General features: G+C 41.1%; 24 protein-coding genes. 10 read left to right on the plus strand and 14 right to left on the minus strand.

Going from position 1 to position 22,016, the window contains the following annotated elements; genetic code table 11:
- The 4 genes from QT711_RS07280 to QT711_RS07295 form a co-directional block, all read left to right on the plus strand.
- Positions 1–183 (plus strand): hypothetical protein (locus QT711_RS07280; protein WP_317943029.1); only part of this gene is annotated, 183 nt, incomplete at its 5' end.
- A 279-nt stretch (positions 184–462) separates the two neighbouring features.
- Entirely contained in the window at positions 463–1,698 is a 1,236-nt protein-coding gene (locus tag QT711_RS07285; RefSeq protein WP_317943030.1) for a dicarboxylate/amino acid:cation symporter, read from the plus strand.
- Positions 1,699–2,517: 819 nt separating this feature from the next.
- Positions 2,518–4,470 carry an FUSC family protein gene (locus QT711_RS07290; RefSeq protein WP_317943032.1) on the plus strand — a complete coding sequence of 651 codons (1,953 nt, stop codon included), beginning with the start codon at positions 2,518–2,520 and terminating at the stop codon, positions 4,468–4,470.
- 258 nt (positions 4,471–4,728) lie between these two features.
- Positions 4,729–5,013 carry a phospholipase gene (locus QT711_RS07295; RefSeq protein ID WP_317943034.1) on the plus strand — a complete coding sequence of 95 codons (285 nt, stop codon included), beginning with the start codon at positions 4,729–4,731 and terminating at the stop codon, positions 5,011–5,013.
- 3 nt (positions 5,014–5,016) lie between these two features.
- On the opposite strand, the gene QT711_RS07300 is transcribed toward QT711_RS07295, so the two are convergent.
- Positions 5,017–5,313 carry an excalibur calcium-binding domain-containing protein gene (locus QT711_RS07300; protein WP_398295752.1) on the minus strand — a complete coding sequence of 99 codons (297 nt, stop codon included), beginning with the start codon at positions 5,311–5,313 and terminating at the stop codon, positions 5,017–5,019.
- Between the two features lie 164 nt (positions 5,314–5,477).
- Between QT711_RS07300 and QT711_RS07305 the strand changes: the two genes are divergently transcribed.
- On the plus strand, positions 5,478–6,119 hold the full coding sequence (locus tag QT711_RS07305) for a metal-dependent hydrolase (RefSeq protein ID WP_317943036.1): 642 nt from the start codon (positions 5,478–5,480) through the stop codon (positions 6,117–6,119).
- A 49-nt stretch (positions 6,120–6,168) separates the two neighbouring features.
- Here QT711_RS07305 and QT711_RS07310 read toward each other — a convergent pair whose 3' ends face one another.
- Positions 6,169–6,984, minus strand: coding sequence for a hypothetical protein (locus tag QT711_RS07310; RefSeq protein ID WP_317943038.1), 816 nt, complete (start codon positions 6,982–6,984; stop codon positions 6,169–6,171).
- Positions 6,985–7,183: 199 nt separating this feature from the next.
- Between QT711_RS07310 and QT711_RS07315 the strand changes: the two genes are divergently transcribed.
- On the plus strand, positions 7,184–7,654 hold the full coding sequence (locus QT711_RS07315) for a DUF4352 domain-containing protein (RefSeq protein WP_317943039.1): 471 nt from the start codon (positions 7,184–7,186) through the stop codon (positions 7,652–7,654).
- Between the two features lie 330 nt (positions 7,655–7,984).
- Here QT711_RS07315 and QT711_RS07320 read toward each other — a convergent pair whose 3' ends face one another.
- Positions 7,985–8,401 carry a VOC family protein gene (locus tag QT711_RS07320; protein WP_317943040.1) on the minus strand — a complete coding sequence of 139 codons (417 nt, stop codon included), beginning with the start codon at positions 8,399–8,401 and terminating at the stop codon, positions 7,985–7,987.
- Positions 8,402–8,943: 542 nt separating this feature from the next.
- Here QT711_RS07320 and QT711_RS07325 point away from each other — a divergent pair.
- Entirely contained in the window at positions 8,944–9,612 is a 669-nt protein-coding gene (locus QT711_RS07325; RefSeq protein WP_317943042.1) for a hypothetical protein, read from the plus strand.
- Between the two features lie 58 nt (positions 9,613–9,670).
- On the opposite strand, the gene QT711_RS07330 is transcribed toward QT711_RS07325, so the two are convergent.
- Both QT711_RS07330 and QT711_RS07335 read right to left on the minus strand, forming a co-directional pair.
- Positions 9,671–9,898: a hypothetical protein gene (locus QT711_RS07330; protein ID WP_317943044.1), complete on the minus strand. Its 228-nt coding sequence runs from the start codon at positions 9,896–9,898 to the stop codon at positions 9,671–9,673.
- 14 nt (positions 9,899–9,912) lie between these two features.
- On the minus strand, positions 9,913–10,233 hold the full coding sequence (locus QT711_RS07335) for an ArsR/SmtB family transcription factor (protein ID WP_317943046.1): 321 nt from the start codon (positions 10,231–10,233) through the stop codon (positions 9,913–9,915).
- Positions 10,234–10,380: 147 nt separating this feature from the next.
- Between QT711_RS07335 and QT711_RS07340 the strand changes: the two genes are divergently transcribed.
- Both QT711_RS07340 and QT711_RS07345 read left to right on the plus strand, forming a co-directional pair.
- Positions 10,381–10,800: a DUF4183 domain-containing protein gene (locus QT711_RS07340; RefSeq protein WP_317943048.1), complete on the plus strand. Its 420-nt coding sequence runs from the start codon at positions 10,381–10,383 to the stop codon at positions 10,798–10,800.
- A 95-nt stretch (positions 10,801–10,895) separates the two neighbouring features.
- Positions 10,896–11,216 (plus strand): DUF4183 domain-containing protein, encoded by a 321-nt coding sequence (locus QT711_RS07345; protein WP_317943049.1) that lies wholly within the window; start codon positions 10,896–10,898, stop codon positions 11,214–11,216.
- Positions 11,217–11,650: 434 nt separating this feature from the next.
- On the opposite strand, the gene QT711_RS07350 is transcribed toward QT711_RS07345, so the two are convergent.
- From QT711_RS07350 to QT711_RS07360, 3 genes are read right to left on the minus strand one after another with little or no spacing between them, the layout of a single operon-like run.
- On the minus strand, positions 11,651–12,415 hold the full coding sequence (locus QT711_RS07350) for a tyrosine-protein phosphatase (protein WP_317943050.1): 765 nt from the start codon (positions 12,413–12,415) through the stop codon (positions 11,651–11,653).
- 37 nt (positions 12,416–12,452) lie between these two features.
- Positions 12,453–13,154 carry a CpsD/CapB family tyrosine-protein kinase gene (locus tag QT711_RS07355; RefSeq protein ID WP_317943052.1) on the minus strand — a complete coding sequence of 234 codons (702 nt, stop codon included), beginning with the start codon at positions 13,152–13,154 and terminating at the stop codon, positions 12,453–12,455.
- Between the two features lie 7 nt (positions 13,155–13,161).
- The gene (locus QT711_RS07360; RefSeq protein ID WP_317943054.1) at positions 13,162–13,884 is read right to left on the minus strand and encodes a YveK family protein; all 723 of its coding nucleotides are present in this window, start codon (positions 13,882–13,884) and stop codon (positions 13,162–13,164) included.
- A gap of 131 nt (positions 13,885–14,015) precedes the next feature.
- On the opposite strand from QT711_RS07360, the gene QT711_RS07365 reads away from it, so the two are divergent.
- Positions 14,016–14,852, plus strand: coding sequence for a hypothetical protein (locus tag QT711_RS07365; protein ID WP_317943056.1), 837 nt, complete (start codon positions 14,016–14,018; stop codon positions 14,850–14,852).
- Between the two features lie 182 nt (positions 14,853–15,034).
- Here QT711_RS07365 and QT711_RS07370 read toward each other — a convergent pair whose 3' ends face one another.
- The 6 genes from QT711_RS07370 to QT711_RS07395 all read right to left on the minus strand — a co-directional run bounded on the left by QT711_RS07370 (position 15,035) and on the right by QT711_RS07395 (position 21,944).
- On the minus strand, positions 15,035–15,745 hold the full coding sequence (locus QT711_RS07370) for a hypothetical protein (protein ID WP_317943057.1): 711 nt from the start codon (positions 15,743–15,745) through the stop codon (positions 15,035–15,037).
- Complete coding sequence (locus QT711_RS07375; RefSeq protein ID WP_317943058.1) at positions 15,742–16,872, minus strand: hypothetical protein; 1,131 nt, start codon at positions 16,870–16,872, stop codon at positions 15,742–15,744. Before QT711_RS07375 ends, QT711_RS07370 begins: the two co-directional genes overlap by 4 nt.
- Before the next feature lie 54 nt (positions 16,873–16,926).
- Positions 16,927–18,213 carry a hypothetical protein gene (locus QT711_RS07380; protein WP_317943060.1) on the minus strand — a complete coding sequence of 429 codons (1,287 nt, stop codon included), beginning with the start codon at positions 18,211–18,213 and terminating at the stop codon, positions 16,927–16,929.
- 188 nt (positions 18,214–18,401) lie between these two features.
- Positions 18,402–18,992, minus strand: a complete 591-nt coding sequence (locus QT711_RS07385) for a class D sortase (protein ID WP_317943062.1) — start codon at positions 18,990–18,992, stop codon at positions 18,402–18,404.
- A 16-nt stretch (positions 18,993–19,008) separates the two neighbouring features.
- Positions 19,009–20,784, minus strand: a complete 1,776-nt coding sequence (locus QT711_RS07390; protein ID WP_317943064.1) for a hypothetical protein — start codon at positions 20,782–20,784, stop codon at positions 19,009–19,011.
- A 17-nt stretch (positions 20,785–20,801) separates the two neighbouring features.
- The gene (locus QT711_RS07395; protein ID WP_317943066.1) at positions 20,802–21,944 is read right to left on the minus strand and encodes a hypothetical protein; all 1,143 of its coding nucleotides are present in this window, start codon (positions 21,942–21,944) and stop codon (positions 20,802–20,804) included.
- Between the last annotated feature and the right edge of the window lie 72 nt (positions 21,945–22,016).

Raw genomic sequence — 22,016 nt, forward strand, 5'->3', positions numbered from 1 at the left:
AAACTGTTAAACTACGTCAACCGAAAGCTCAGAAAGAGTAAAGGAAGGCAAAAAGTGTCCAAGGAAGAAGAGAAACCAATAAATTATGGTGAAGACTCTGCCATTGTCGACCCGATAAATAAACAACATTTCATCAAAAAAGAGAAGAAGTTAAAAGCAACAAAGAAAAACAAAGCTAAATAAATTAAATTACAAAAAAAGGGAACTGATTTAATTGTAGACCCCTGTTCCCTTTTTTAAATTTTACCGGAGTACCATAATGTAAAAATATAGATTTTAATGTATTTAGTGTAAACTATGCAACGCTAGTGTCAAGGGACAGGCACCTGAACAATTCAGAATCTTGTCGGGGACTGGCACCCAAATACAAGCAGGGGAATTGACTGAACCGTCAGTTAGAGAGTACACTTTATTAGATATGCACTTTTATAAAATGATAAAGAATAGGTGGAAATAGAATTCATGTTGAAGCAAATTTGGAATGGATATCGGAAGACGCCCTTTGCGTTAAAAATGACCATCGGCTTCCTTATCGGTATTGCAGCAGGGCTACTTTTTGGACAGCAGATGCAAGTACTAAAACCATTTGGTACCTTACTCATCAACTTACTTAGCCTCGTAGCCATCCCAGTCGTCTTTCTCACGGTCGTCAAGGCAGTTGACCAAATGAGCATTGCCCAGCTTGGCCGTATGGGATGGAAACTGATTTTATATTACGCAGCAACGACTGCTGCAGCTGTTGGAATCGGCGTCGGCTTAGCCCTCTTCTTCAAACCCGGTCAATCTTTACGTTTGCCAGATGTAACGGTAGAGCCAAAAGAAACACCTCATTTCTCAGACATCCTTTTACAAATGGTTCCGGATAACTTGTTCCAAGCATTTGCAAGCGGTGACCTGATGGCCATCATCTTTTTAGCCGTCATCATCGGGATGGCGATGTCCTCCATGAAATTTTCGACGGATCAACGGATGCAACGAAATGCAGAGCTGCTTGACCAAGTCGTCGTCGCTCTGAATGATTTGTTCTACAAACTGTTGAATGGCATCCTCTTATACGCACCAATCGGCGTGTTTGCCATCAGCGCAGTTGCTTTCGGAAGCCAAGGATGGGAAACGTTCAAATCACTGTTGACTTTTACAGGTGTATTTTATTTAGGGATCGTTCTATTGTGGGTATTCGTTTACACCGGCTTTCTCCGTTTTTCCGGCACACCCGTTATCCATTTTTTCCGTCGGACGAAAGAAGCGTATACAACCGCATTTTTCACATCAAGCAGTATTGCATCCTTACCGATTGCCATCAAAGCTGCCAAAAATGCAGGCATCTCAGAGAAGACAGCGAATTTCGCATTGCCACTTGGTGCGATTTTCAATTCAGATGGCGGCGCATTGCGGATGGGAATTTCGATTGTGTTTGCGGCCAACATTACAAGCCTACAACTCTCTGCATCTGATCTTTTCGTCATCGTCCTCATCGGCACATTACTATCGATTGGGACTGCCGGCGTGCCAGCGGCCGGACTCGTCACATTGTCTGCCGTGTTGACAATGTTCGGCTTGCCGCTTGAAATTGTCGCTCTCATTGCAGGCGTTGACGCCATCATCGGCATGGGTGGAACTGCCTCAAACGTCGTCGGAGACATCGTCGGTGCTGCCGTCGTCGACAAATCAGAGAAAGAAACTTCGTTGCAAGCTTAGTGGAATCGCGACACTGTGTTGTTAATCTATCGTTGATTGCTCCGCAAAAATAATTTATATAGCCTACAAACGAGTGGCATCCAAGTACCAATAACTTGAATGCCACTCGTTTTTTTATGGTTTTTTCGCAGCAAATCGTATTCGGTACATTCTATCGCGGGTGACTGGGATATGAGACTAAGCATAGTCACGCTGAATGTGTTTTTACATATTAAGGCTTTTTTCTTTTATCTTCTGAGTATGCGGCGTTCCCGAGTGATATGCCGATATCTGCAGAAGTATGCGCCTTTCCGAGGAGTTATGCCGCGTTTTGCAGGAGTTTGCCGCGTTTCGAGGAGATATGCCGCGTTCTGAAGAAGTATGCGGTGTTCCGAAGAATTATGCCGCGTTCTACAGAACTATGCGGTTTTCCCTGAAACTACGCCTCGTTCGCAGAAGTTTGCTTCATTTCGCGGTTTGCTACCTACGATTCTCACGCATTGTCGCGCTAAATGGGTTTTGACAAATCAATCCTTTTCTCTTTCGCTTTAAAAAAGGCATTTCAGAAGCACTGCCCGTTGCCGCGTCTTACTAAAGTAATCAGCATCCACGTTTACATCCTTTTTATTACTTTCGCCCAACCGTCATATCGATTAAACAAGGTTTTGCAGGGAATGCTTCATCTAAAGGATTCGATTTCCTCTTGCAACAAAGCTGTCACTTCTCCAAGACTTTTCACTACTTTTCTCTTCAAATTGTTTTACCGGAAATTAATTTGATGTTAAACTTCTTTTCGCAACTTAGAAGATAATCGATAATTATGCGTCGACTTTCTTACGAATGAAGACATTTTTATTAACACGAAGTGAGGAGTTTACTGTGAACAAAAAAACAATTATTACAAATACAGTTTTATTTGTTTTGATTGTCGGATTTATTATGGGCTTTGGAGCGATTTTTGGGAATGAAAATATCCTTATTGGTGTCTCAACGATTACTGCAATGCTCATGTTGCTGGAACGTGATTTAACGAGCCGTCCAGTTGGCAATACATTGAAATTTATTGCACTGAATTTGTTCATCGGGATTGGAGCGTTTCTTGCAGGATTTAACGTTTGGTTAGCCATTCCCATTCATTTTATCGTCATGTTTGTGGTGAGTTATTCGTTACTTTTCAACTTGAAGAACCCTCTTTATTTACCCTTTTCGTTACAATATTTGTTTATTTTAGCGTCCCCTGTCCCGTTGAATTTAATGCCGACGCGTATCGCTGCCCTCGTAGTTGGGGCGTTGGCGATCATGGGCATTCAAATGCTTGCGAATAAAAACAAAATAACGAAAAGCGGAGATAAGAAAATCCAAGCAATTTGTACATCGTTAATTGACAAGATTGATTTACTGAAAAAAGGTGAAGATCACGTTAAAGTTGATGAAAAAATTGTAGAGGATATCGCGGGCTTACGAAGTATTATTTATGACAAGCGCGAAGAGAACTACTATTTGACGGAAGAAGGACGTTTAAAGTTAAACATTTCGGCCGCTTTAGAAAAGATGAATATGTTACTCGACAACCTATCAAAAGACGAAGCGCAAGCGGTTATTTTGGAAGACGTGCATCAATGCTTGCAGTTGGCGAGCGAAGCAGTTCAAGATAAGAATGCAGTCGACAAATTCGATACGTACTATTCAAGTATGTTAGCGAAGTATAAAGAGGAGCATAATCACTCGCTTATCGTCTTGCGCATGTTGAACAATGTCGACTTTTTAAGAAGTAGCCTTGCTGATATCCAAGACCTCAGCAAAAAACAGACGAACGTCGTGAAAAACTTGGAACAAATACCGAAAAAGTTCCAAAAGATGACGATTTCTACAGCACCCAGTCATACGAACTCCATTAAATTGTCGTATGCTGTTCGAATGGCTGTCGGGATTACACTTAGTGGATTCATCGTCGACTTTTTTGAAATCCAGGAAGGTCGCTGGATGATGTTTACGGTGTTATCGGTCATCATTCCGCTTTATGAGCAATCTCGCCAGAAAATGCGTGACCGGGTATTTGCTACCATTACCGGTGCAATTCTTGTTACGGGATTCTTTATGCTCTTCCAAGGGGACGTCATGCGTTCGATCTTGATCATGACTGCTGGTTATTTGATGAATTACATTAAAGTGTATCGCTACAGTACGATTCTCGTGACATTCTCTGCAATTGGTGCAGCAGCGCTCGTCACCGGAACAACAGAAATCTTGACGTTGAACCGGATTTTACTCGTCATTTCAGGAGTCGTTCTTGCTTTGCTTATTAATAAATTCATCTTGCCATACAAACTGGATGATGCCAATCGTGATTTGCAATCGATGTATGAAGATACGATCCATGAAATGCTGAAAGAAGTACATGACAAAGTGCATCGGAAAGGCAATGACCACGGCATTAAAAACTTGTTGCTCATTACAACGATGATTGAAGACCGTTTGAAACTGAACAATCAAGAAAACCATTCAGAAGAAGGCATAACCTGGTTAAAACATCAACGAAGAATTGCGTGTACACTCTATGAATTGTATGGGTGGATTGTACGAAACGGCATTACGGAATCGAATGTGGAAGTTGTTTCTTCGAGACTTACTTTATTGATGGATCGCTCAGCGAATGCCGATGTGTTAAGCAAGACTGCTCATGCATTGGATGCACATATTCATGTGATGCCTCGCATTGAGGATCGGATGGTTGCAAGTATGATTCTTGATGTAACTGAGGAAATGAAAGCGTTGAAGTTGATGAATGATTAAGTAAAATTTTGTGGAGAAACTCACTGCTAGAAAGCATGACCTTGCAACTTGCATGATGATCTTCCTGATTTTGCGGGAAGTTGTACAGTAAAGAAAACTTTATGGCGCGATTCAAAAAAAGGGTTTTAATAAAATGAAAAGGAAGTCCGCCGGTTCGTTCGGTTGGACTTCTTTTTTTGTTGGCGTATGCATCTGTACAGCTGCTTGGCCACTCGTTGCATAAGGTAGAGTAAAGACTTTTTTCAGGAGGTTTTTGCCATGCAACGGAGAGGTTTTCGGCGGCCACGGTTTTGTGTGTTTCCCGGTTATAACTGGTGTGGACCGGGGTGTAGTGGACCGGGTGCGCCTGTAAATCGTGTGGATGCTGCGTGTAAGGCGCACGACGAATGTTATCTTTCGGGCAGATCGCGTTGTGAGTGCGACCGGGAGTTCATGCATCGGTTGGAACGGGAAATCGATTCAACTAATCCCGAGAGTCGTCACGCGCGGATTTTGTATCGATACATGAAATTGCAGTCCGCTTTCCATTGTCGGTTTCGGTGATTGTTAGCGTTCACACGCAATGCCGTCTTTGTCACGGTCAAGCTTTGTATGATTTTTATAGATTTCCGACGAAACAGTAGGTGTGTATTTTGTTTTGCCACCTTTGTTTCGTACTTTTGCGTCTTTCGCGATCCCGCCTGCATACGTTTTGTTCAGTTCCTTACAGTTTTTGAATTTGACAGGTGCCGCGTCAGCTGTATACATCGGTGCTGCAACGATTGTACTTGCAAGTGCGAGTGCTGCGAATGCCTTCAGCCGTTTGTTCATTTTCATTCCTCCATGATCATAATTAATATTCATTAATTGTAACACATTTCCATCTAATGAACATCTTTACTTTGAAGATTATGTTAGCACATGTTACCTACTTCTGTTCGTAACATTATTAGCCCATTGCAATGATTCATTGGAATCAGCGATAATTGGACAACATCTTAGATTTCACAGACGAAAGAGGTTTTCACATGAAAGGAAGTTCACATGCGTTAATCGGCGTTGGTGCCGGTGCAATCGCAGGCTTACAAATAGAAAGTGATGTCATGACGGTTTCCGTTTGTTCAGCTATCGGCGCTATTTCTGCGCTCGTCCCTGATTTAGATACGAATGGGCTCGCACGAAACGGGATTACCCTTTCTAAACAAGTGGCGAAATGGCTCATGCACGCAATCGGGACATTGTTGTTCATCGCCATTACCTATCGTTTTTTCCAAACAGGGATGACACCTGACATTTTGTTGTATGGCGGTATCGCCGTGCTACTTTTCGTTGTTTCAAGATTTTTGAAGCAGAAGTGGATGTTAACGATGACCGGCTTGCTCGTTATGCTCGTAGGATTCGTCTTGCACCAATCGATTGGTATCATGTTAGCAGGTAGCTACATGATCATCGCTTCGTTTTTACCACATCGGTCGTATACCCACTCACTCGTTGGTCTCGCGTTTTTCGCATTCGTTTTGCATCATTTGCATGAACAGTGGCCGATTGACGGAATGTTGGCTGCCGGAATTGCCGGCTATGCAAGCCACCTTATCGCTGACATGAAGCTCCTACCAATGAACCGTCGAGGCGTCAAATGGTTCGCCCCCCTCTGGAACAAAGAATTTTGAATGGGGACAGGCACCGGGACAATTCAGAATTGTTCCGGTGCCTGTCCCCTTAAAAAGATGCGATGAAGACGTTGCTAGCTTCGCCGTCCGAACGTCCGTTGTATTGAGGTTCTTCTGATTCATCGTATCGATCAGCAATGATGCGTACCGTATAATTCCCTTTCGGAAGTGCGTCAATGCCGGCAATTTGCTGCACGATTTCTTTAAATTTACTGTTTGTCATTTCACCATCGTATTGCAAGTACAACCAAGTAACTAGCTCCTCTTCATCATCCATCGGTTGTTCGAATTCCACAAGCCATTGCTTCGCTTGTTCTTCAGATGGATTGGCAAATTGCTCGTCTCCGTACAACTTTAACAATTCATCGAGCTTGTCTTTTTGATAATCAACACCCTTAAAACCGATCTTTTCTTCCCCTTCTTCCCATGTCACCCCAGGATACAATGTGCTCACTTTTTCTACATTCGGAATGAGCGATTGGTTAGCTGCTTGCTTTAATTGTTCAATGAGGACTCTGCCAATTGGAAAGTTGCCGTAACGATCATCTAACCCAAGTCGGTTGATCCCATCGAGTTTACGAGGGCTAGCTTCTATATCGACGTCCACAAACGCCCTTCCCACATACGTCGGTTCATGCAACGTTTGATAATCAACAACGATGACACTTGTATCGATCTGTTTCCCATGATGTTCATAATCAATTTGTTGTATGGAAACGTTCAATCCTTTCTGCTCCATCGCACCCACGACTAATTCCTCGACAGCTTCAATTGTTTCAGCTTGCTCAATGAATTCCTGTGCTTCTTCGTCAACACATCCTGTAAGGAATAAAATGGTTCCCATAAGTCCTACTATTTTCTTCATAGACGCCTCCTTAACGATTTATCAAGAATGATGAGGTTGTACGAATGACAAGTTGGCTAGACTAGTGACACCAGCATGAGCGGTAAGCAAATCTTACTTGAAATAAAATACGAATTTCGTAATTGAACGTCGGCATATTACACACCTGCAGACTTGTACGAATTAGAGTTCATGCAACTACCATTCGGAGGTACTCTTTATGACAAAACTTTCTTGGCGCATCAAATTACTTGGCATTGGGGCAATTGTTACACTTGCAATTGCCGTTTTCTTAACACTGAAACCAAGCTCGTCCATCATTTCAAAACTACCCGTCAATAAACAAAACGGCTTCACGTCTGAAGTGTTACAGTTTGATGATGTGGCCATCCAATTGCTCGATTCATCGCATACCGAAAAAGATCAAACGTTTCATTTTACAATTGAGAACACACGCAATACACCGTTGTCTGTATCAAGCACTTCATTCAAAATCCATAATCAAGATAAAACCTATGCAAGTGAAACCGTCGACTTTGATCAGGAGCGATTGAATCCGGGAATGAAGACCACTGTTACAGTCACTTTTAAGATGAACAGTGAAGCTGTACTTTCCGGACAACCCGAAATGGAAATCACACGAGGACTCTTCTTTAGCAACAGTCAACAATTTCTGTTGCAACAAAAATAAGCTACAGTACAGGCCGAATGCCGCATTTCTCTTCCAAACGCGGCATATCTCGGCCAATCCCAGCATATCCAGCAAAAACGCAGCATTCCTCTTCCAAACGCAGCATATCTTGGCCAAACACAGCATTCCTTTTCCAAACGTGGCATATCTCGGCCAAACGCCGCATTCCTTTTCCAAACGCGGCATATCTCGGCCAATCCCAGCATATCCAGCAAAAACGCCGCATTCCTCTTCCAAACACAGCATATCTTGGCCAAACGCAGCATATCCAGCAAAAGCGCCGCATTCCTCAACCAATTGATTCGTTTAGAAACAAAACTAGTATTCCATTCAATCTTCGCGAACATTTTTCCGTAGTTGTCCCGCGACGTACGCTCGTATTTCCGTTTCCACCATTTCCGCATAATTCTCATGATACGGTTCCCATAATTCCACTGGATACCCATCCACATCTTCAATTCGAACAAATTTTCCGTAATCAAATTCTTCAATCTCCGTTAAAAACTTTACGTCTTTCTTCCTCAAATCATGAACAAACGCTTCCAAATGATCAACCGTAAAATTCAATATAACAGACTGTTCCTCTGCATCTGTAAATGTTAACAACGTGAACTCATTTGGCTTCAGGAAATTAACCCCGTATGCACTGACGTCCACACCGAGGACATCATGATACCACTGTAAACGTTTTTTCACATCACTGCTCAATTGAATAAAAACCCCACCTAAACCTGTAACTCCAGCCATTCTACCCACTCCCTCTTTTGACTGCAAACGAAACTTCCGTTGACATAGCAAACTTATACGATTAAAATTCATACAATTCTGTTCTACAAAACTAGTTACCCTTAATTTACGATGGTAATACCAAATTAGTTTCAAAACAGTTTCAATGGGGCAAGTGGATTACAAGTGGAAACTATTTTCCCTTGAAAGGTCATTTACGCTGTTTTGCACAAGTTTGCCGTATTTTCAGCTCATATGCCGCTTCATGAATACTTTTGCTGCATTTTCATGACATATGCCGTGTTCGAGGATATTATGCGGCATTCTGATGAAGTATGCCGTAATTGAGGATATTATGCGCTGTTCTGACATAGTATGCGGATGTAGTCTATTCGCGGGAAGCTCAATGCCATTCTTGCCACTGTCGCGCTACATGCACTTCACCAATTAGGAAGTGAATAGATGGAGCGGAATGTGCGTTGAGAAAATAGTATATTCAATACCAATCACGCATACATCAATAGGTCATCCTACTAAAAAGACTAAGAAAGTGGGTGGAAGCATTGAAAAAATGGATTGTCCTATTAAGCATGCTAATTGTACTTGTTGGATGTAATGAAAAACAAGAGGAATCGCCGATCGATTCTCCTCCTGATGAGCAAGATGGTACTAAGGTGGAGGATAGAGAAGGTTCATTTACACATGAAGCGATTCTTGAAGGAGCGGATATGGCGGCATTTTTCTTGGAAAATGGAGCAATTGCACACTTTCATGGTGAGGGGAATGAGTTTGCCACTTATACAACCCGCACAGAATGGCTCGATGAACGACATGTCAATGTGTATGAAAATAACGGAGGAGTTGAGCTGGCTAAGTCGTACCGGATTGATGATGACCGTATCGTTTTATTGCGCGAAGAACCGTTACAAACTGAAAACGAAACCGTATCAATTGAGGAGTTAAAAGAATTAAAACCCATTCGACCCTATCTTATTTTCCCTTTGGAAGTTGGAGATGAGATCGGTTCATGGACAGTCGTCTCAGTTGACGAAACGGTAGAAACACCGATGCAACAGTTTGAACAAGTCATCGTACTCGAAGAAACGTTTGAAGATGGTGCCGTCTCTAGGAGCTATTTCGCGATCGGTTTTGGGGAAATTAAACGATCCTACAGTGCTCAAGATGGAGACAATCCATTTGAAGTCACTTCCGAAATTGAATCGATTGAGTAAACAACCCGATGCAACCAATATCCATCTTGGTTGCATCGGGTCTTTTTCTATCATTCCCTCACTCTACTTCCTTCAATAATCTTTCAATATCAATCAAACGGTTATCCATCTCCTTCAACCGTTCTTGTAGCATATTGCTGTTTTCGCGTTCAATGGCTAGCCTTTCATCCGCACGCTTCTCAAATCTCTTCACGGTTTTCACAATAAAAACGACCGCAATGATAATCGCGAGTATCGGTAAGACAAAACTAAATAAGCTTGTAAAAACAAACAATTCTGTTAGCATCTTCAACTTCCCCTCTACTTCTTTTTCTTCATCGTCAATGTCGGTGCGAGCTCGCGAATGAGCCGCTCACTCATTTCAAACTGAAATGGATGTAACATGTAAAACTTTGCAGACTTGCCACTCTCCAGAATTTCCAAATTGCTTGTAACCAAGTTCGCCTCCTCCAACTTTTGAAGATGCAAGTACAACAACGGACGACTCATTTCCAACGCCCTCGCCAGCTCACTGACATATTGCCTACCCTCCGACAAAACGGCAATAATTTTCAGCCGATGCGGGTTCGACAATGCTTCTAGCACAAGTAATAAATGATCACCATCACCAAAACGTATCATATGTAAGTATTTTATTACACGTATATGAATTGTGCAACAAAATTCTCAAACAAATTGCAACTTCCTTTTCCTAGGGGATAACACCGTAGCTAAAAGACCAATGAACTCGCACTTTTTTCACATATGCTACTACATTGGAGGTGATACATGATGTACAGGTGCGATGATCAATCCAAAACCATCATAGCTTGCGATCGACGACAAAGAAGATATACGTATGTACTTCCACCATTTCCTCCACTCGAAGAAGAAAACGGAGGAAGTCCACCCACTTCTACGGTAACACCAATCGTCAATCGCTATTTCTATGTGGCCGAATCTACGATAGACTTGACGAATGGCGCTACATTGTCCGCTAATAATTTTACAGATGATGCAGGAAACCAAGTAAATTCTTTCACTTTATTCTCCCCTAACGGCTATGTAAATTTGTACGTGAATGGCGTCATGCAGCAAGGGAATATGTATACATTAGATACTAACTCCTTGACCATAACGGCTGATAACACAACGGTTGCCCAGGGAACGCCAATTATCATAGAAACTGTTGGCTTTACAACAACATAGTCGCTAATCAAATAAACCTACAATTGATTGGACAGCCCTGACAAGTTCAAGCACGCTTGCATGTACTGTAAAAGAATTGAAAGGAGGTGAACGAAATGGCACTATCCCTAATGAATATCCATGTCAACGTTGCAGCTTCTGCCGAGCGCTTCTTCAACGTGTTAGCGAGTGATTTAACGGTTGCAGACGGGACAACCATCCCGGCAACTAGTTTCCAAGATGACACAGGTACGGCAGCAACTGCATTCCCAGTCGTTACAAATGGCTATTACAACTTCTATATCAATGGTGTCTTACAAGAAGGGGCGTCTTATACGATCTCTGCAACAGAATTGACGTTTAACAATGTCACTGGCACCATTTCCGCAGGTACTCCGTTAGTCATTAAAGCGGTTGACATTAACACGCTTACGTAATAAAACTCGATAATCTTTCTCACCACTATTTCTACTCAATCACTAAATTGAACAGGGACAGACCCCCTGCTCACTTCTCCCACAGCTACTCTACCTTCCTAACAGGTTATCAAAAAGCCGCTTCCTTTTTTATAGGGAGCGGCTTTTTAGATGACGAAAAATGTAATTCAACATAGTAGCGCTGAAATACTAACCACTTTATTACTCTGCTAAGTTAGCAGACGGTGGTTGTTTTACGAGACTAAAGTCTTATATGCAGAATATGACAGGAGTGATTGATATAGGTCGTTTAAGAACGTCATTAGTTTTAAGATGAGTCCCTAAACACATGCCTGTAAGCTATCGTTCATACTTATTTCAGAAGCCACACGAATGAAAATGGTATTTACTAACTATCGAATAAGTAAACACAAAATTCTTTATAACGGTATGAATCACCATATACCAAATAACTTTTTAGCTCCAATTACTTCCGGTTCGAGCATGAACAATGGCTCATTTTTAATAATTCTTTCATTATTTTCGAGTATAACATCAATATGATCAAACATTTTTTTCTTTTCAAGAATAGCTAGACCTTTATCAAAAAGTAATGGCCTTGTACTACTATTATGGGCATCTGAGCCGTATGTATGCACTAAGTTAGTAGAAATTAATTTCAACGATAACTTCTGGATATTCTTACCGAAGTGTCCAGCAACACTTCCCGCTGTGATTTGAGAGATAGCTCCATGTCGAATCAGTTTTTCAAGGCGTTGCGGATTCTCAGCTATTGCTCGATTCCTTTCTGGGTGTGCTATTATCGGTACAATATCTATACTTACAAGAGATTGGATAATGTTAATTATATACGAAGGTATTGTATGTGAAGGTAATTCAAGTAATAAATATTTTGAATTCGCAAGCGTAAGAACTTCTCTGTTCAAAACTTTCTCAACTAAGTCTTCACACAGTCGAATCTCTTGCCCTGGATGTAATCGTATAGAAAGTCCTTTTTTCTCTATATTCTCAGACAATAAAGCAAGTTTATTTGTAACTTGCTCAATGGTTACATTGTATTGAGGGTGTAGCGCATGAGGGGTGCAAATAATATCTGTAATACCTTCATTACAAGCGTCTCCCAATAACTCCATCGACTCCTCTAGAGTTTCACATCCGTCATCAACACCAAACAGAATATGCGTATGTATATCTATCATAAGTCAAATACTCCTTTAAAATGAGTTAGGCAAATACTTAATTTGTTCCGTAGTAATTATAGTAGCCTTGATTTCTATCCATAACATAGTTATTTAATATTACGCCTAATACATTTGACTTAGCGGAGTTAAGCAGATCTTTTGATTTTAAAACACTTTCTTTTTGTGTTTGTTTCGTATTAACTACCAGTATAGTTCCATCACATGTATTTGATAAGATTTGAGCATCTGCAACCGATAATAAAGGTGGTGCATCAAAAATAATAATATCATATATTTTCCTTAATTCTTCCATTAAATCTTTCATTGACTTTGATCCAATTAACTCAGCTGGATTTGGTGGTATCGGTCCAGACGTAATAAGATGAAGACCATCAATATTCGTAACTTTTGTAACCTCTTCAAGTCGCCACTGCTTTGTTAACAAGTTCGAAAGACCCGTCGTGTTCGTAGTATGAAATGTATAATGCATGGTAGGCTTTCTCATATCAGAATCGATTAAGAGTACCTTCTTCCCTTCTTGTGCAAAAACAATTGCCACATTTGCAGCACTGGTAGATTTCCCTTCACCTGGGAATGATGAAGTGAAAAGCAAAGTTTGGAGGTCAATATCGGCATTTGAGAAATTAATATTTGTACGTATAGTTCTATATTGTTCAGAAATAATACTTTTCGGATTCACACTAGTAATTAACTTTCGTGCGACTGACTGCAAGTTATCTTTCTTTTTATTAAACACTGCAGTTTCACCTCTTTCTTCTTCTACGTTGTATGATTGTCGTATTACTTGGCATTTCACGGTCTGTTATCGGACTGACCAATCCAATAATCGGTAAAGAAAGTATTTCTTCTACATCTTGCTCAGTTTTAATAGTTGTATCTAAAAATTCCAATAAAAACGCAATACCTATTCCAATCATAAGTCCTACTACAGCAGCAATCGCTATATTTAAATTGGGGGTTGGCTTAATTGGGCTCTCCGACTTCTTAGCTGGTGAAAGTATATTAACGTTATCAACTTTCATGTAAATTTTTACTTTTTCTTGAAAAACCTCAGCTGTAGTATTTGCAATCTCCGCTGCTAATGCTGGATTAGGATGTTCAACTTTTATTACTACTACTTGTGAATTCTGCTCATTATTTATTGAAATATTGCTGTTTAATGTATCTGCCGTTTGGTCTAAATCTAATTTTTCTATGACTTCCGATAAAATGGCAGGACTTTTAATTATTACTTTGTACGTATTTATTAACTGCAGGTTTGTTTGGATATCTTGTGTGTTGAATTGTGCCTGTTCGGTTTTCTGTTGATTTACAAGGAGCTGTGTGGAGCTTTGATAAATTGGTGTCATTATAAGATAGCTATATACACCGGCAAGTGTAATGGCAAATATCGTCACCAAAAAAATAAGTGTCGCCCTCTTTTTGATTGTCTTGAATAAATCCTGAAGGCTTAAAGTTTCTTCCATAGTAAGTATTCCTTTCTATTCCATTCTATTAACCAGTACAATTATATCATAGGATGTTAGATTTTTCTCAGCATTTATTATTTCTATGTTATATTAAATTTATAAGTCATAAGGTAAGGGGGACCCGACACGTGAAAATTTATCGTTTCATACCGTTTTTATTCTTCATCATCTGTATTAGTGTTCTTATTTATAGTTACTTAGGTTGGAAATCAAAATTAGAAAACGTCCTTAGTAGTCAAACACCTTCGCATTCTGTCGACAATCATAATTTCGACTCGAATCCAAAATTAAATTCGACTGTTGAAGACACCAACACTCTTGACAACAAAAATCTTACATTAAAACAAATTGAAAGCTTATCAAGAAACATGGATAGTGATATTGCTCAATTGTTCATAACAAAATATAACAGTGATGAAACTCTCAGAATGCTTTTAATAGGTTCTACATCTTTAGAAGCTGGTGGAGACGGAGGTGCGGCAGGCTTAACAAAGTCAAAACTTAAGGAGCTATATGGAGACTTTATTGATATTGATATAATAATTTCGGATGGTACTTCACAAGATTTTATTGATACAATTGATGAAAACATAAATTGGAATAACAAATACGATTTACTAATAATTGAACCTTTCACACTAAATAACAATGGAAAAGTAGTTATTGAAGATGAACATCAACATATTCTTATGATAGACGAACATCTAAAAAGATTTAATAATGAAGCGGTTTTAATAATTACACCATCACAGCCTATACTTAAACCAAATTTTTATCTCTTACAAATTAATACGCTTAAGCAGTTTGCACTTGAAAACGAAATACATATTATTGATCATTGGGATAATTGGCCTGATGTTAAAACAGATGAACTTTTATCTTATTTAAATGAAGAGAGCTTACCGAATTCACTTGGTGCTAAGGCTTGGGCAGACGCATTACTTAGTTACTTTATTGGAGAATGATTCTCAAGAAACTAACAAGTGAAAACAATTACCTTAAATGATTTCTTTCTGCATCACCAAATTGACTAAAGAAGAACTTTCGTCAATCTGAAATACACAAAAACCACACGTAATGAGAGCTACTACGTGTGGTTTTTACGTATTTTTTTATGAAAAAAGAGTCATCTTATTGAACTGCCGTTTCAATCAACTTTCTTAAAGGTAATGAAAGAAGCATTCTTCACGCGAACAATTTGTCCATCGTGTAAATCGATGCGGCTTTCCGACTTCGCTACCGAACCACCAATCATTTCATAGACCAATGGCTCCTCGCCTTCCTCTAAGACGTGCAAATAGCCATAACCGGAGTCAATTGAAACTGTATACGTTCCTGCTTCAATATCTGTTCCCACTACCCATAGTCCTGTTGATAATGATTCAGTTTGGATAGAAGTCGAAATAGGTGTGAACGATACAGTATCATAGCCTCCATCTGCTCGGACCGTATACGATGCGTCGACGTCAATTGTTAAACTGCCCGCTCCTGCATAACTGCCCACAATCTCCGTTAGTATGAGACGCCCCTCTTCATCATACACAAAAATATTGCCAACGGGATCCCCCGTCATCACATACCTGCCTGTCGCAAGCTGCACGTCCACGCCTTCTTTCGGGACGACAGGAATGGATATTTGTTCAGCGTTTTCATTGCCCCGATCTACTTGCTTGTAAATTGCAGAAGAAACTGTTCCAATCATTTGTTCTTTTTCTTGTCCTTTAATCTCAAAGTTTTCTTCATAAGCTATCAATTTCTCAGTAGGGGCGGCGTTCATTGCATTACAACCTACGAGTAACGATAGACCGATACCATAACCGATGAGCAACAGCGTCCTCTGTTTCAATCGCATACTCAATTCGCGCTCCCCCCGCTTTCGGTCACAGGCAACCTTGCGTTCCGGTAAGACCATTTATTTTTCAGGAATAAACCTACAAACAGGACAATATTCATCCCGACGAGCCAAATAAGCGCACGCCGATAATCGAGCGTTTCACTTCCTAGCGCAAGCGCAGCATTCCCACTTAGAATGGCTTCAATATCTAGCATGTATAGCGGGTATAACCACTCCACGTGCATATCCGCAAACTGAAGGCCAGCTGGTACGAGTAAAATGAGAATTACGATAAAGAGACTCGCATACACATTTTTCGTGACAAGCGTTAACAATGCGAGCGCGAATAAAAGCAGCAATGCAGTGAGCATGAATGCCAAAAGCATATACAGTACATAACGAATTGTCGACACAGCGATATAGTCTCCACCCGTATAAAGCAGCATCGGTGATTGAACACTTCCCCATCCTGTTTGGAATGATACATATAAACCACCTGCTACGAGTCCAATCACGAGGAACAGTAAAATCTGCATCGCATGAATCCCCACTTTACTAAGCAGTTTTTGCATAAACGATACAGGAAAGATGCCGATAATCGTCTTTCTTTGCAAGTCATGTACATACATACTGCTACCTATAAGTAATACGAGTAAACAAAACACCAGTCCGCTTAACGATTCTAACGCGACAGGCAAATAATTACTTGCCACGAATGGATCCGGAACGAGCGGCAAGCTATGCTCTTTATAGTAGCGCAACAATGCCATTTCCTTGTAAATCTCTTCTTTCGGTATGACGAATGAAGGATGAATCCCTTCATTATCAAGCTCATGTAACCGAAGGCGCAGTTCATTCACACGTAAACCACTTTCGATGAATGCATCATGATCGACGTCTTTCTGCCAAAGCGCAAAACGCTGGTTATTCACAAGCGATGATTGTTCAGTAAGATTAGTATAAATTTCATCTCCTACTGACGTCTCCCGGTATTCTTCAGGCAAGTAGAAAAAAATTGATTGATACGTGTTTGCTTCTTCGTTTTTCAATGTTTGCAGATCTTGTACTTCCGTATCACTATAATGCATGTAATAGAGTGGGAAAAAGAGGAGCAATGCACAACCTAGCAACCAATTTTTCTTATTTCTCATTACTAATTTGAGTTCAAATAACAAATAGTTCCGATACATTTAATTGTCCTTTCTTCAGCCGATTTTATAAAAACGACGTTTATTGACAATACGGGACAAGACCCATATGCACACTTCGAGGAGTAGTAACGTAATGAGCAAAACCACAATTCCCTTTGTCATCGTAATCGTTTCCACGTTGAGCAAGAAATTCTTCTCCCCAGTGACGACTTTTCCAAAATCGATATACGTTTGAGGGAACGAGCTGATATCAATGCCACCTAACGTGCGCGTCGTTCGCGTAAAGTAAAATTGCTCCAGAAACAACAATGCACTACAAATAATCAATACAACCCACTCATTTTTAACGAGCAACCCGATCGCAATGGTTAAACGGGTGAACAAGTAAACAAGAACGAGCATCGCAACCGCCATGATGCCGATAAATGTCCCCATTGATAACACGTCATATTCTTCCCTCGTAAAGGTTTGTTGCGCAATCATGATGGGCACGTCCAAGTTCAAGTACCCAAATCCATATTGAATGGAGATGAGACCCACTGCTATTACAATCGTCACTAATGCAAATAAGCTTGTATACAAAAACGTTGAGAGCGTTTTCAAATTCAGCTGGCGATACCACGTTAACGGGAGCCCTTGCAACACTGATCGATTTTTCCGGTTACGTGTCAACACATCGCTACTGAAGAAAATGGCACAAAATAAGAAAAAGTACATGCCATAGTTGAGCAAGAACTTTTGCAACGCTTGCAAACCGGTCTTTTCCATGAGCAATCCATATGTAATCGGACGATTGTTTGACAAATAATCCTCAAATCGGATCATCGTTTGGTGATAAGCATGTTCTCGATCCTTTCCTGGAAAAGGAGAGTCTTTAAAGAATTCTTTGTCGTTCGTATATTCCCAGACATTATTCTCTAAGTAACTCGCACGCAAGTGCAAGAATCGATCATAGTTTTTATCCTCATAGGCTGTCAACAACGCACTATATAAACTGTAATAGTAGGCGTTATTCGCATAGACCGGCATCCCCGAAAACAACACGACCCCTGTATTCCCTTTTTGCAATCGGAATTGTTGCTCAGCATCCAACATCGTCAAATACTCTTTCGTCTTTTCAGGATAGAAAGTTTCCTTCACCTGTTCGTTTGGCAATAAAAGAAAACAGTAACAGAGCAATAGCACACCGATAAACACGACGAACGGAATGTTCTTCATACTTCTCGCGGTAATCAAAAACTCATGTTTCAAATATGTACGATTCATCCGAGCTTCCCCTTTGTTCATTTGCACGTCTGTGTAGGTACCAATAAATTGCACAAAGCGATTTACCAATTTCATACATCCAGCTTACTAGACACACAAGCATTCATTTAAAAACAGAAAAATCAAACTGCCAATCTACTATACCACTAAAAACAGTATTTTCCAACATATACTTACAATACCTGTCGATAAACGCCTGCAAAATTCATTAGTTGTAAACGTAAAAAAGCTGCACCTCCCATTGGAAGTACAGCCGTTCTTGTTTACTCTTCAATTTTTTTAGCCTGAACAACTAACCGATAATCATTTGAATAAGCTGGATAGCACGTTACGAGCGATAACATTGCTATACCGTCACGCGCTTTAAGCACGTCTACTTCATGAGGACGGACAATTTTAATGTTGAACACTTCGAACGTCAGATTTTTCTCCAACGTTTCAAATGACAATTCCTGACCGACTTCAACTTCATGCAACCGATTGAAGAACTTGCCAAAGACACGTGCTTGGTGACCTGCTATTGCGTAACTCCCTCCGACTTCACCTATCGGATCCATTTGTTCGATTGCACCAAGCGATCGATTCAACGTTTGCGCATCTGCTCCTTTAAGAACGGGCGCTTTCAAGTCGATTTGCGGAATGGATAAAATCCCTTCCACTTCACTTACATCTTGATTTCCTGCATGTGCATCGCTCGTTGACTCGGCGGTTTCATTCAGCGGTTCCGTAACTTGAATCGATTTGAATGCTTCTATTACCTCTTGCTGTTCATTGTCCGCTTTCGCATTGCCGGCATATAACCAGATGAGCAATCCACACCCACATCCAATGAATAACGTACCCATCCACTTCATGGCTTTTCGCATCTACTTATGCTCGCTGCCCTAGCGGGGAAGTTTTTCCAACATGTCTCAAGCCAACGCCCATTGTCAGTAACAACAATGCGATGACAATGATTCGTTTACCATCTAAAAGTCCACCAGTTGTAGGCAATGCCGAACGTTCATCCGCATTGCTCCATGGTGTTTGCGTGGATGTATTCCCATGCGCACCTGCTACGCCCCCTTCTGTAGAACCGTTCACGTTCCCGTTCGTCGGAGGTGTCGTTGTTCCGTCTTCCGTTGGCCCAGCATTGTTTACGCCACCATTGATACCTGTGTCATCGTTTGTTGTTCCGTCAGTCGTCGTATTTCCATTGCCATTCGTTGAATCTGATGAATCACCTGGCATTTCAGTTCCCACATCATCGTTGTCATTACCATCTACAGATGTGTCACCATTTTCTTCATCCGTACCCCCACTCGTATCCTCTTCATCGTCAGGTTGGGATGCATCATTTGATCCAATGAATCCAAATGAAGGAAGGAGATCTACGGAAATACTTCCTACTTGTGATGAACCGAGTTGAATGCCGACAACTTTGCCTAGCGATACATAGCCATCATTTGTCCCTATAAGCTGTTGATCCACCAAACTGAGTGATGTTTCATCCAGCACATTGCCTCCTACATTTACATCTAGCACAGCCGATGAACTGAATTTTCCTTCTTCACTCAGTGAAAGATTATTTTCAAGCAGACCGACTGATGTATCCTCCAACAATCCACCACCAACGTCTACTTGTAAAACGCCTGACGAACTTGTGAAACCTTCTTCATCCATGTTGACGTCTTGATCGAGCACACCAATCGATGTCTCTTCAAGCAGTTCACCATCTACATCGACTTGCAGCACGCCGGATGAACTCGTCAAACCTTCTTTAGTTGTTTCCAGATGTTGATCCAACACACCGATATGCGTTTCACCAACAAGTGGCAATTCTTCTACATTCACTTCTACAAAACCACCGTCAAACGAAGTGCCTTCTTTGTCAATTGCTACCTCTTTTGACGCAACATCGACTGCTACATCCTTAGTCAAAGGTGTTGTGACTGCGATCGATGCTAAAGAATGCTTTGCAGAAGTTGAATTCTCTGTAGCAGACGATTCTTCTTTGAGGACAGAAACCGTAACATCATCTACCACACTTTCGACAAGGCCTCCGCCGACATGAATATCCGCTACAGCAGCACTGTTCGCTTCACTTGTTGTTGATGATTCGTGCTCCCGTGCAAGGACGTTAACGGAAGTATCCTCTAGCAACTCTCCATTTACATCGGCTTGGACAACTCCTGTTGAACCGGATAAGCCTTCCTCATCTTTTTCTACATGTTTATCCAACACACCTGCATGTACATCGCCTACGACTGGCAAATCTTCAGCTTGCACTTCGACAAGGCCTTTTGTAGCTGTGTCGGATTTCACGTCACTTGTTGCAACGTCAGCTTCCACATCTCCCGTTAATGAAGTGGACAACTCTACGTTCACGAGGGAATGACTCTTTCCTTCCTCCGTTGGCTCTCCCTCTGAAGACGCCTCTTCGTGATTGTCACTCTCTGTAGACGCATTTGAAGGAATGTTCACTTGTAGTTCCTCAATGACGGGAAGCCCAGTGACCTCCACATCGACGACCGATGATTCACCCTGTTTGTCATTTAATAAATTCACCATCGTCTCGTCTGTAGACGCTTCCATGAACGATGGCGCCCATACAAATCCTGCACATAACCCGACACCTGCTACAACCTTTTTTACGTTTAGCCTCATTATCATTCTCTCCTTTTTTAGTTAGTCAGTTTGTTTACTAAAAAAGGAATAAATCGAGGCGGTTGACCAGGCGGAGCGTTTGACCACTGACTTTTTACATTCTGACTAAAATGACGGCCTACATGATAGACAGCATCTCTACTTAACGACAAGGGACGCAAAATGTTTGCAAGTACATCTGCATGTCCGCTCGTTGAAGGAGAAGAGAGAGCAGATGTAGAATTTGCTGTAATAACGAAGTTCTGAGCGTCATGTCCACTTGTAATAAGTTGCAAAGGTAATTCTTTTTGCATAGATCCCCGGCTATTTTCATTCTCAATTGCATTTTTCGCTCCACTTTTGCTCACTCCAACAACAAAGCTGGTTTCACCACCATCATAAGCGGGTATATCCCTAAATAATGTTTCTCCAAGTTGTTCACTAGAATGGTCCGCTATATGCATAGCGCTTTGCAGTTCAACCATCTCCATTTTTTGAACATGCTCCTCAGATGGATTTATTTCATCCTCTACATCATCCTTAGGAGTAAACGGTTCTGTAGATAGATCTGGATTTATACCTCCTTCAGATTGGACTTCATCTTGTACTTCAACAGCTTCAGGACGTTCCTCAATGAATGGTTCCTTACGTTTCAAAACAGCAGGCACTTGCGCTACTTCTTCCACTTTCTGATTGACCGTCGTGGTAACTGCAGATGTCGTTTTTTCAACAGTTTTCCCGACTTCTTTTCCTACAGGAGTTACTACAGGCAACTCAGGTAATGCTTCCGTAACGTCCTTTACGTCTGACACGGTACGGTCAATCGTTTTTGTCGTCTCCTCAACGACTTGTGGTAGATTGGAAACGGTTGATTCCACGTGGTCAATCGTTTGATTGAACACCTTAGAGACCGGCTTTTCCTCATCAATGCTCGTCACTGTTCTCAACGTATCTTGCGTGAAGGAATGGGTATCTCGAAGTGTCTCGTCCACACTACGAACTGTGGAATCCGTAACTTTTCCGACCGATTCAACAGAGTTCTTTACCGTAGTACCGACCTTTTCAAAAACCGACGACAAACTTCTCTCATCCTTGTCATCCAGCTCTGTAGCTTTTACGATTGTAAACGGAAATCCCATACATATTGCAAAAATGACTATACCTATTATTCTACGACTCAACAACATCACCCCCTCTCGAATAGACAGTAAAGTCAAACTTATTCGCACTCTACCCTTTTGACAGTAGATAAA

Source organism: Sporosarcina saromensis (genome assembly GCF_033253735.1).
GTDB lineage: Bacteria > Bacillota > Bacilli > Bacillales_A > Planococcaceae > Sporosarcina > Sporosarcina saromensis.

What these genes read in the sequence shown, in the direction of transcription:
- QT711_RS07285 (WP_317943030.1), top strand. Translation starts at nt 463, where the DNA reads ATGTTGAAGCAAATTTGGAATGGATATCGGAAGACGCCCTTTGCGTTA.
- QT711_RS07290 (WP_317943032.1), top strand. Translation starts at nt 2,518, where the DNA reads ATGAAGACATTTTTATTAACACGAAGTGAGGAGTTTACTGTGAACAAA.
- QT711_RS07295 (WP_317943034.1), top strand. Translation starts at nt 4,729, where the DNA reads ATGCAACGGAGAGGTTTTCGGCGGCCACGGTTTTGTGTGTTTCCCGGT.
- QT711_RS07300 (WP_398295752.1), bottom strand. Translation starts at nt 5,313, where the DNA reads ATGAATATTAATTATGATCATGGAGGAATGAAAATGAACAAACGGCTG.
- QT711_RS07305 (WP_317943036.1), top strand. Translation starts at nt 5,478, where the DNA reads ATGAAAGGAAGTTCACATGCGTTAATCGGCGTTGGTGCCGGTGCAATC.
- QT711_RS07310 (WP_317943038.1), bottom strand. Translation starts at nt 6,984, where the DNA reads ATGAAGAAAATAGTAGGACTTATGGGAACCATTTTATTCCTTACAGGA.
- QT711_RS07315 (WP_317943039.1), top strand. Translation starts at nt 7,184, where the DNA reads ATGACAAAACTTTCTTGGCGCATCAAATTACTTGGCATTGGGGCAATT.
- QT711_RS07320 (WP_317943040.1), bottom strand. Translation starts at nt 8,401, where the DNA reads ATGGCTGGAGTTACAGGTTTAGGTGGGGTTTTTATTCAATTGAGCAGT.
- QT711_RS07330 (WP_317943044.1), bottom strand. Translation starts at nt 9,898, where the DNA reads ATGCTAACAGAATTGTTTGTTTTTACAAGCTTATTTAGTTTTGTCTTA.
- QT711_RS07335 (WP_317943046.1), bottom strand. Translation starts at nt 10,233, where the DNA reads ATGATACGTTTTGGTGATGGTGATCATTTATTACTTGTGCTAGAAGCA.
- QT711_RS07340 (WP_317943048.1), top strand. Translation starts at nt 10,381, where the DNA reads ATGATGTACAGGTGCGATGATCAATCCAAAACCATCATAGCTTGCGAT.
- QT711_RS07345 (WP_317943049.1), top strand. Translation starts at nt 10,896, where the DNA reads ATGGCACTATCCCTAATGAATATCCATGTCAACGTTGCAGCTTCTGCC.
- QT711_RS07350 (WP_317943050.1), bottom strand. Translation starts at nt 12,415, where the DNA reads ATGATAGATATACATACGCATATTCTGTTTGGTGTTGATGACGGATGT.
- QT711_RS07360 (WP_317943054.1), bottom strand. Translation starts at nt 13,884, where the DNA reads ATGGAAGAAACTTTAAGCCTTCAGGATTTATTCAAGACAATCAAAAAG.
- QT711_RS07375 (WP_317943058.1), bottom strand. Translation starts at nt 16,872, where the DNA reads ATGAGAAATAAGAAAAATTGGTTGCTAGGTTGTGCATTGCTCCTCTTT.
- QT711_RS07380 (WP_317943060.1), bottom strand. Translation starts at nt 18,213, where the DNA reads ATGAAATTGGTAAATCGCTTTGTGCAATTTATTGGTACCTACACAGAC.
- QT711_RS07385 (WP_317943062.1), bottom strand. Translation starts at nt 18,992, where the DNA reads ATGAAGTGGATGGGTACGTTATTCATTGGATGTGGGTGTGGATTGCTC.
- QT711_RS07390 (WP_317943064.1), bottom strand. Translation starts at nt 20,784, where the DNA reads ATGAGGCTAAACGTAAAAAAGGTTGTAGCAGGTGTCGGGTTATGTGCA.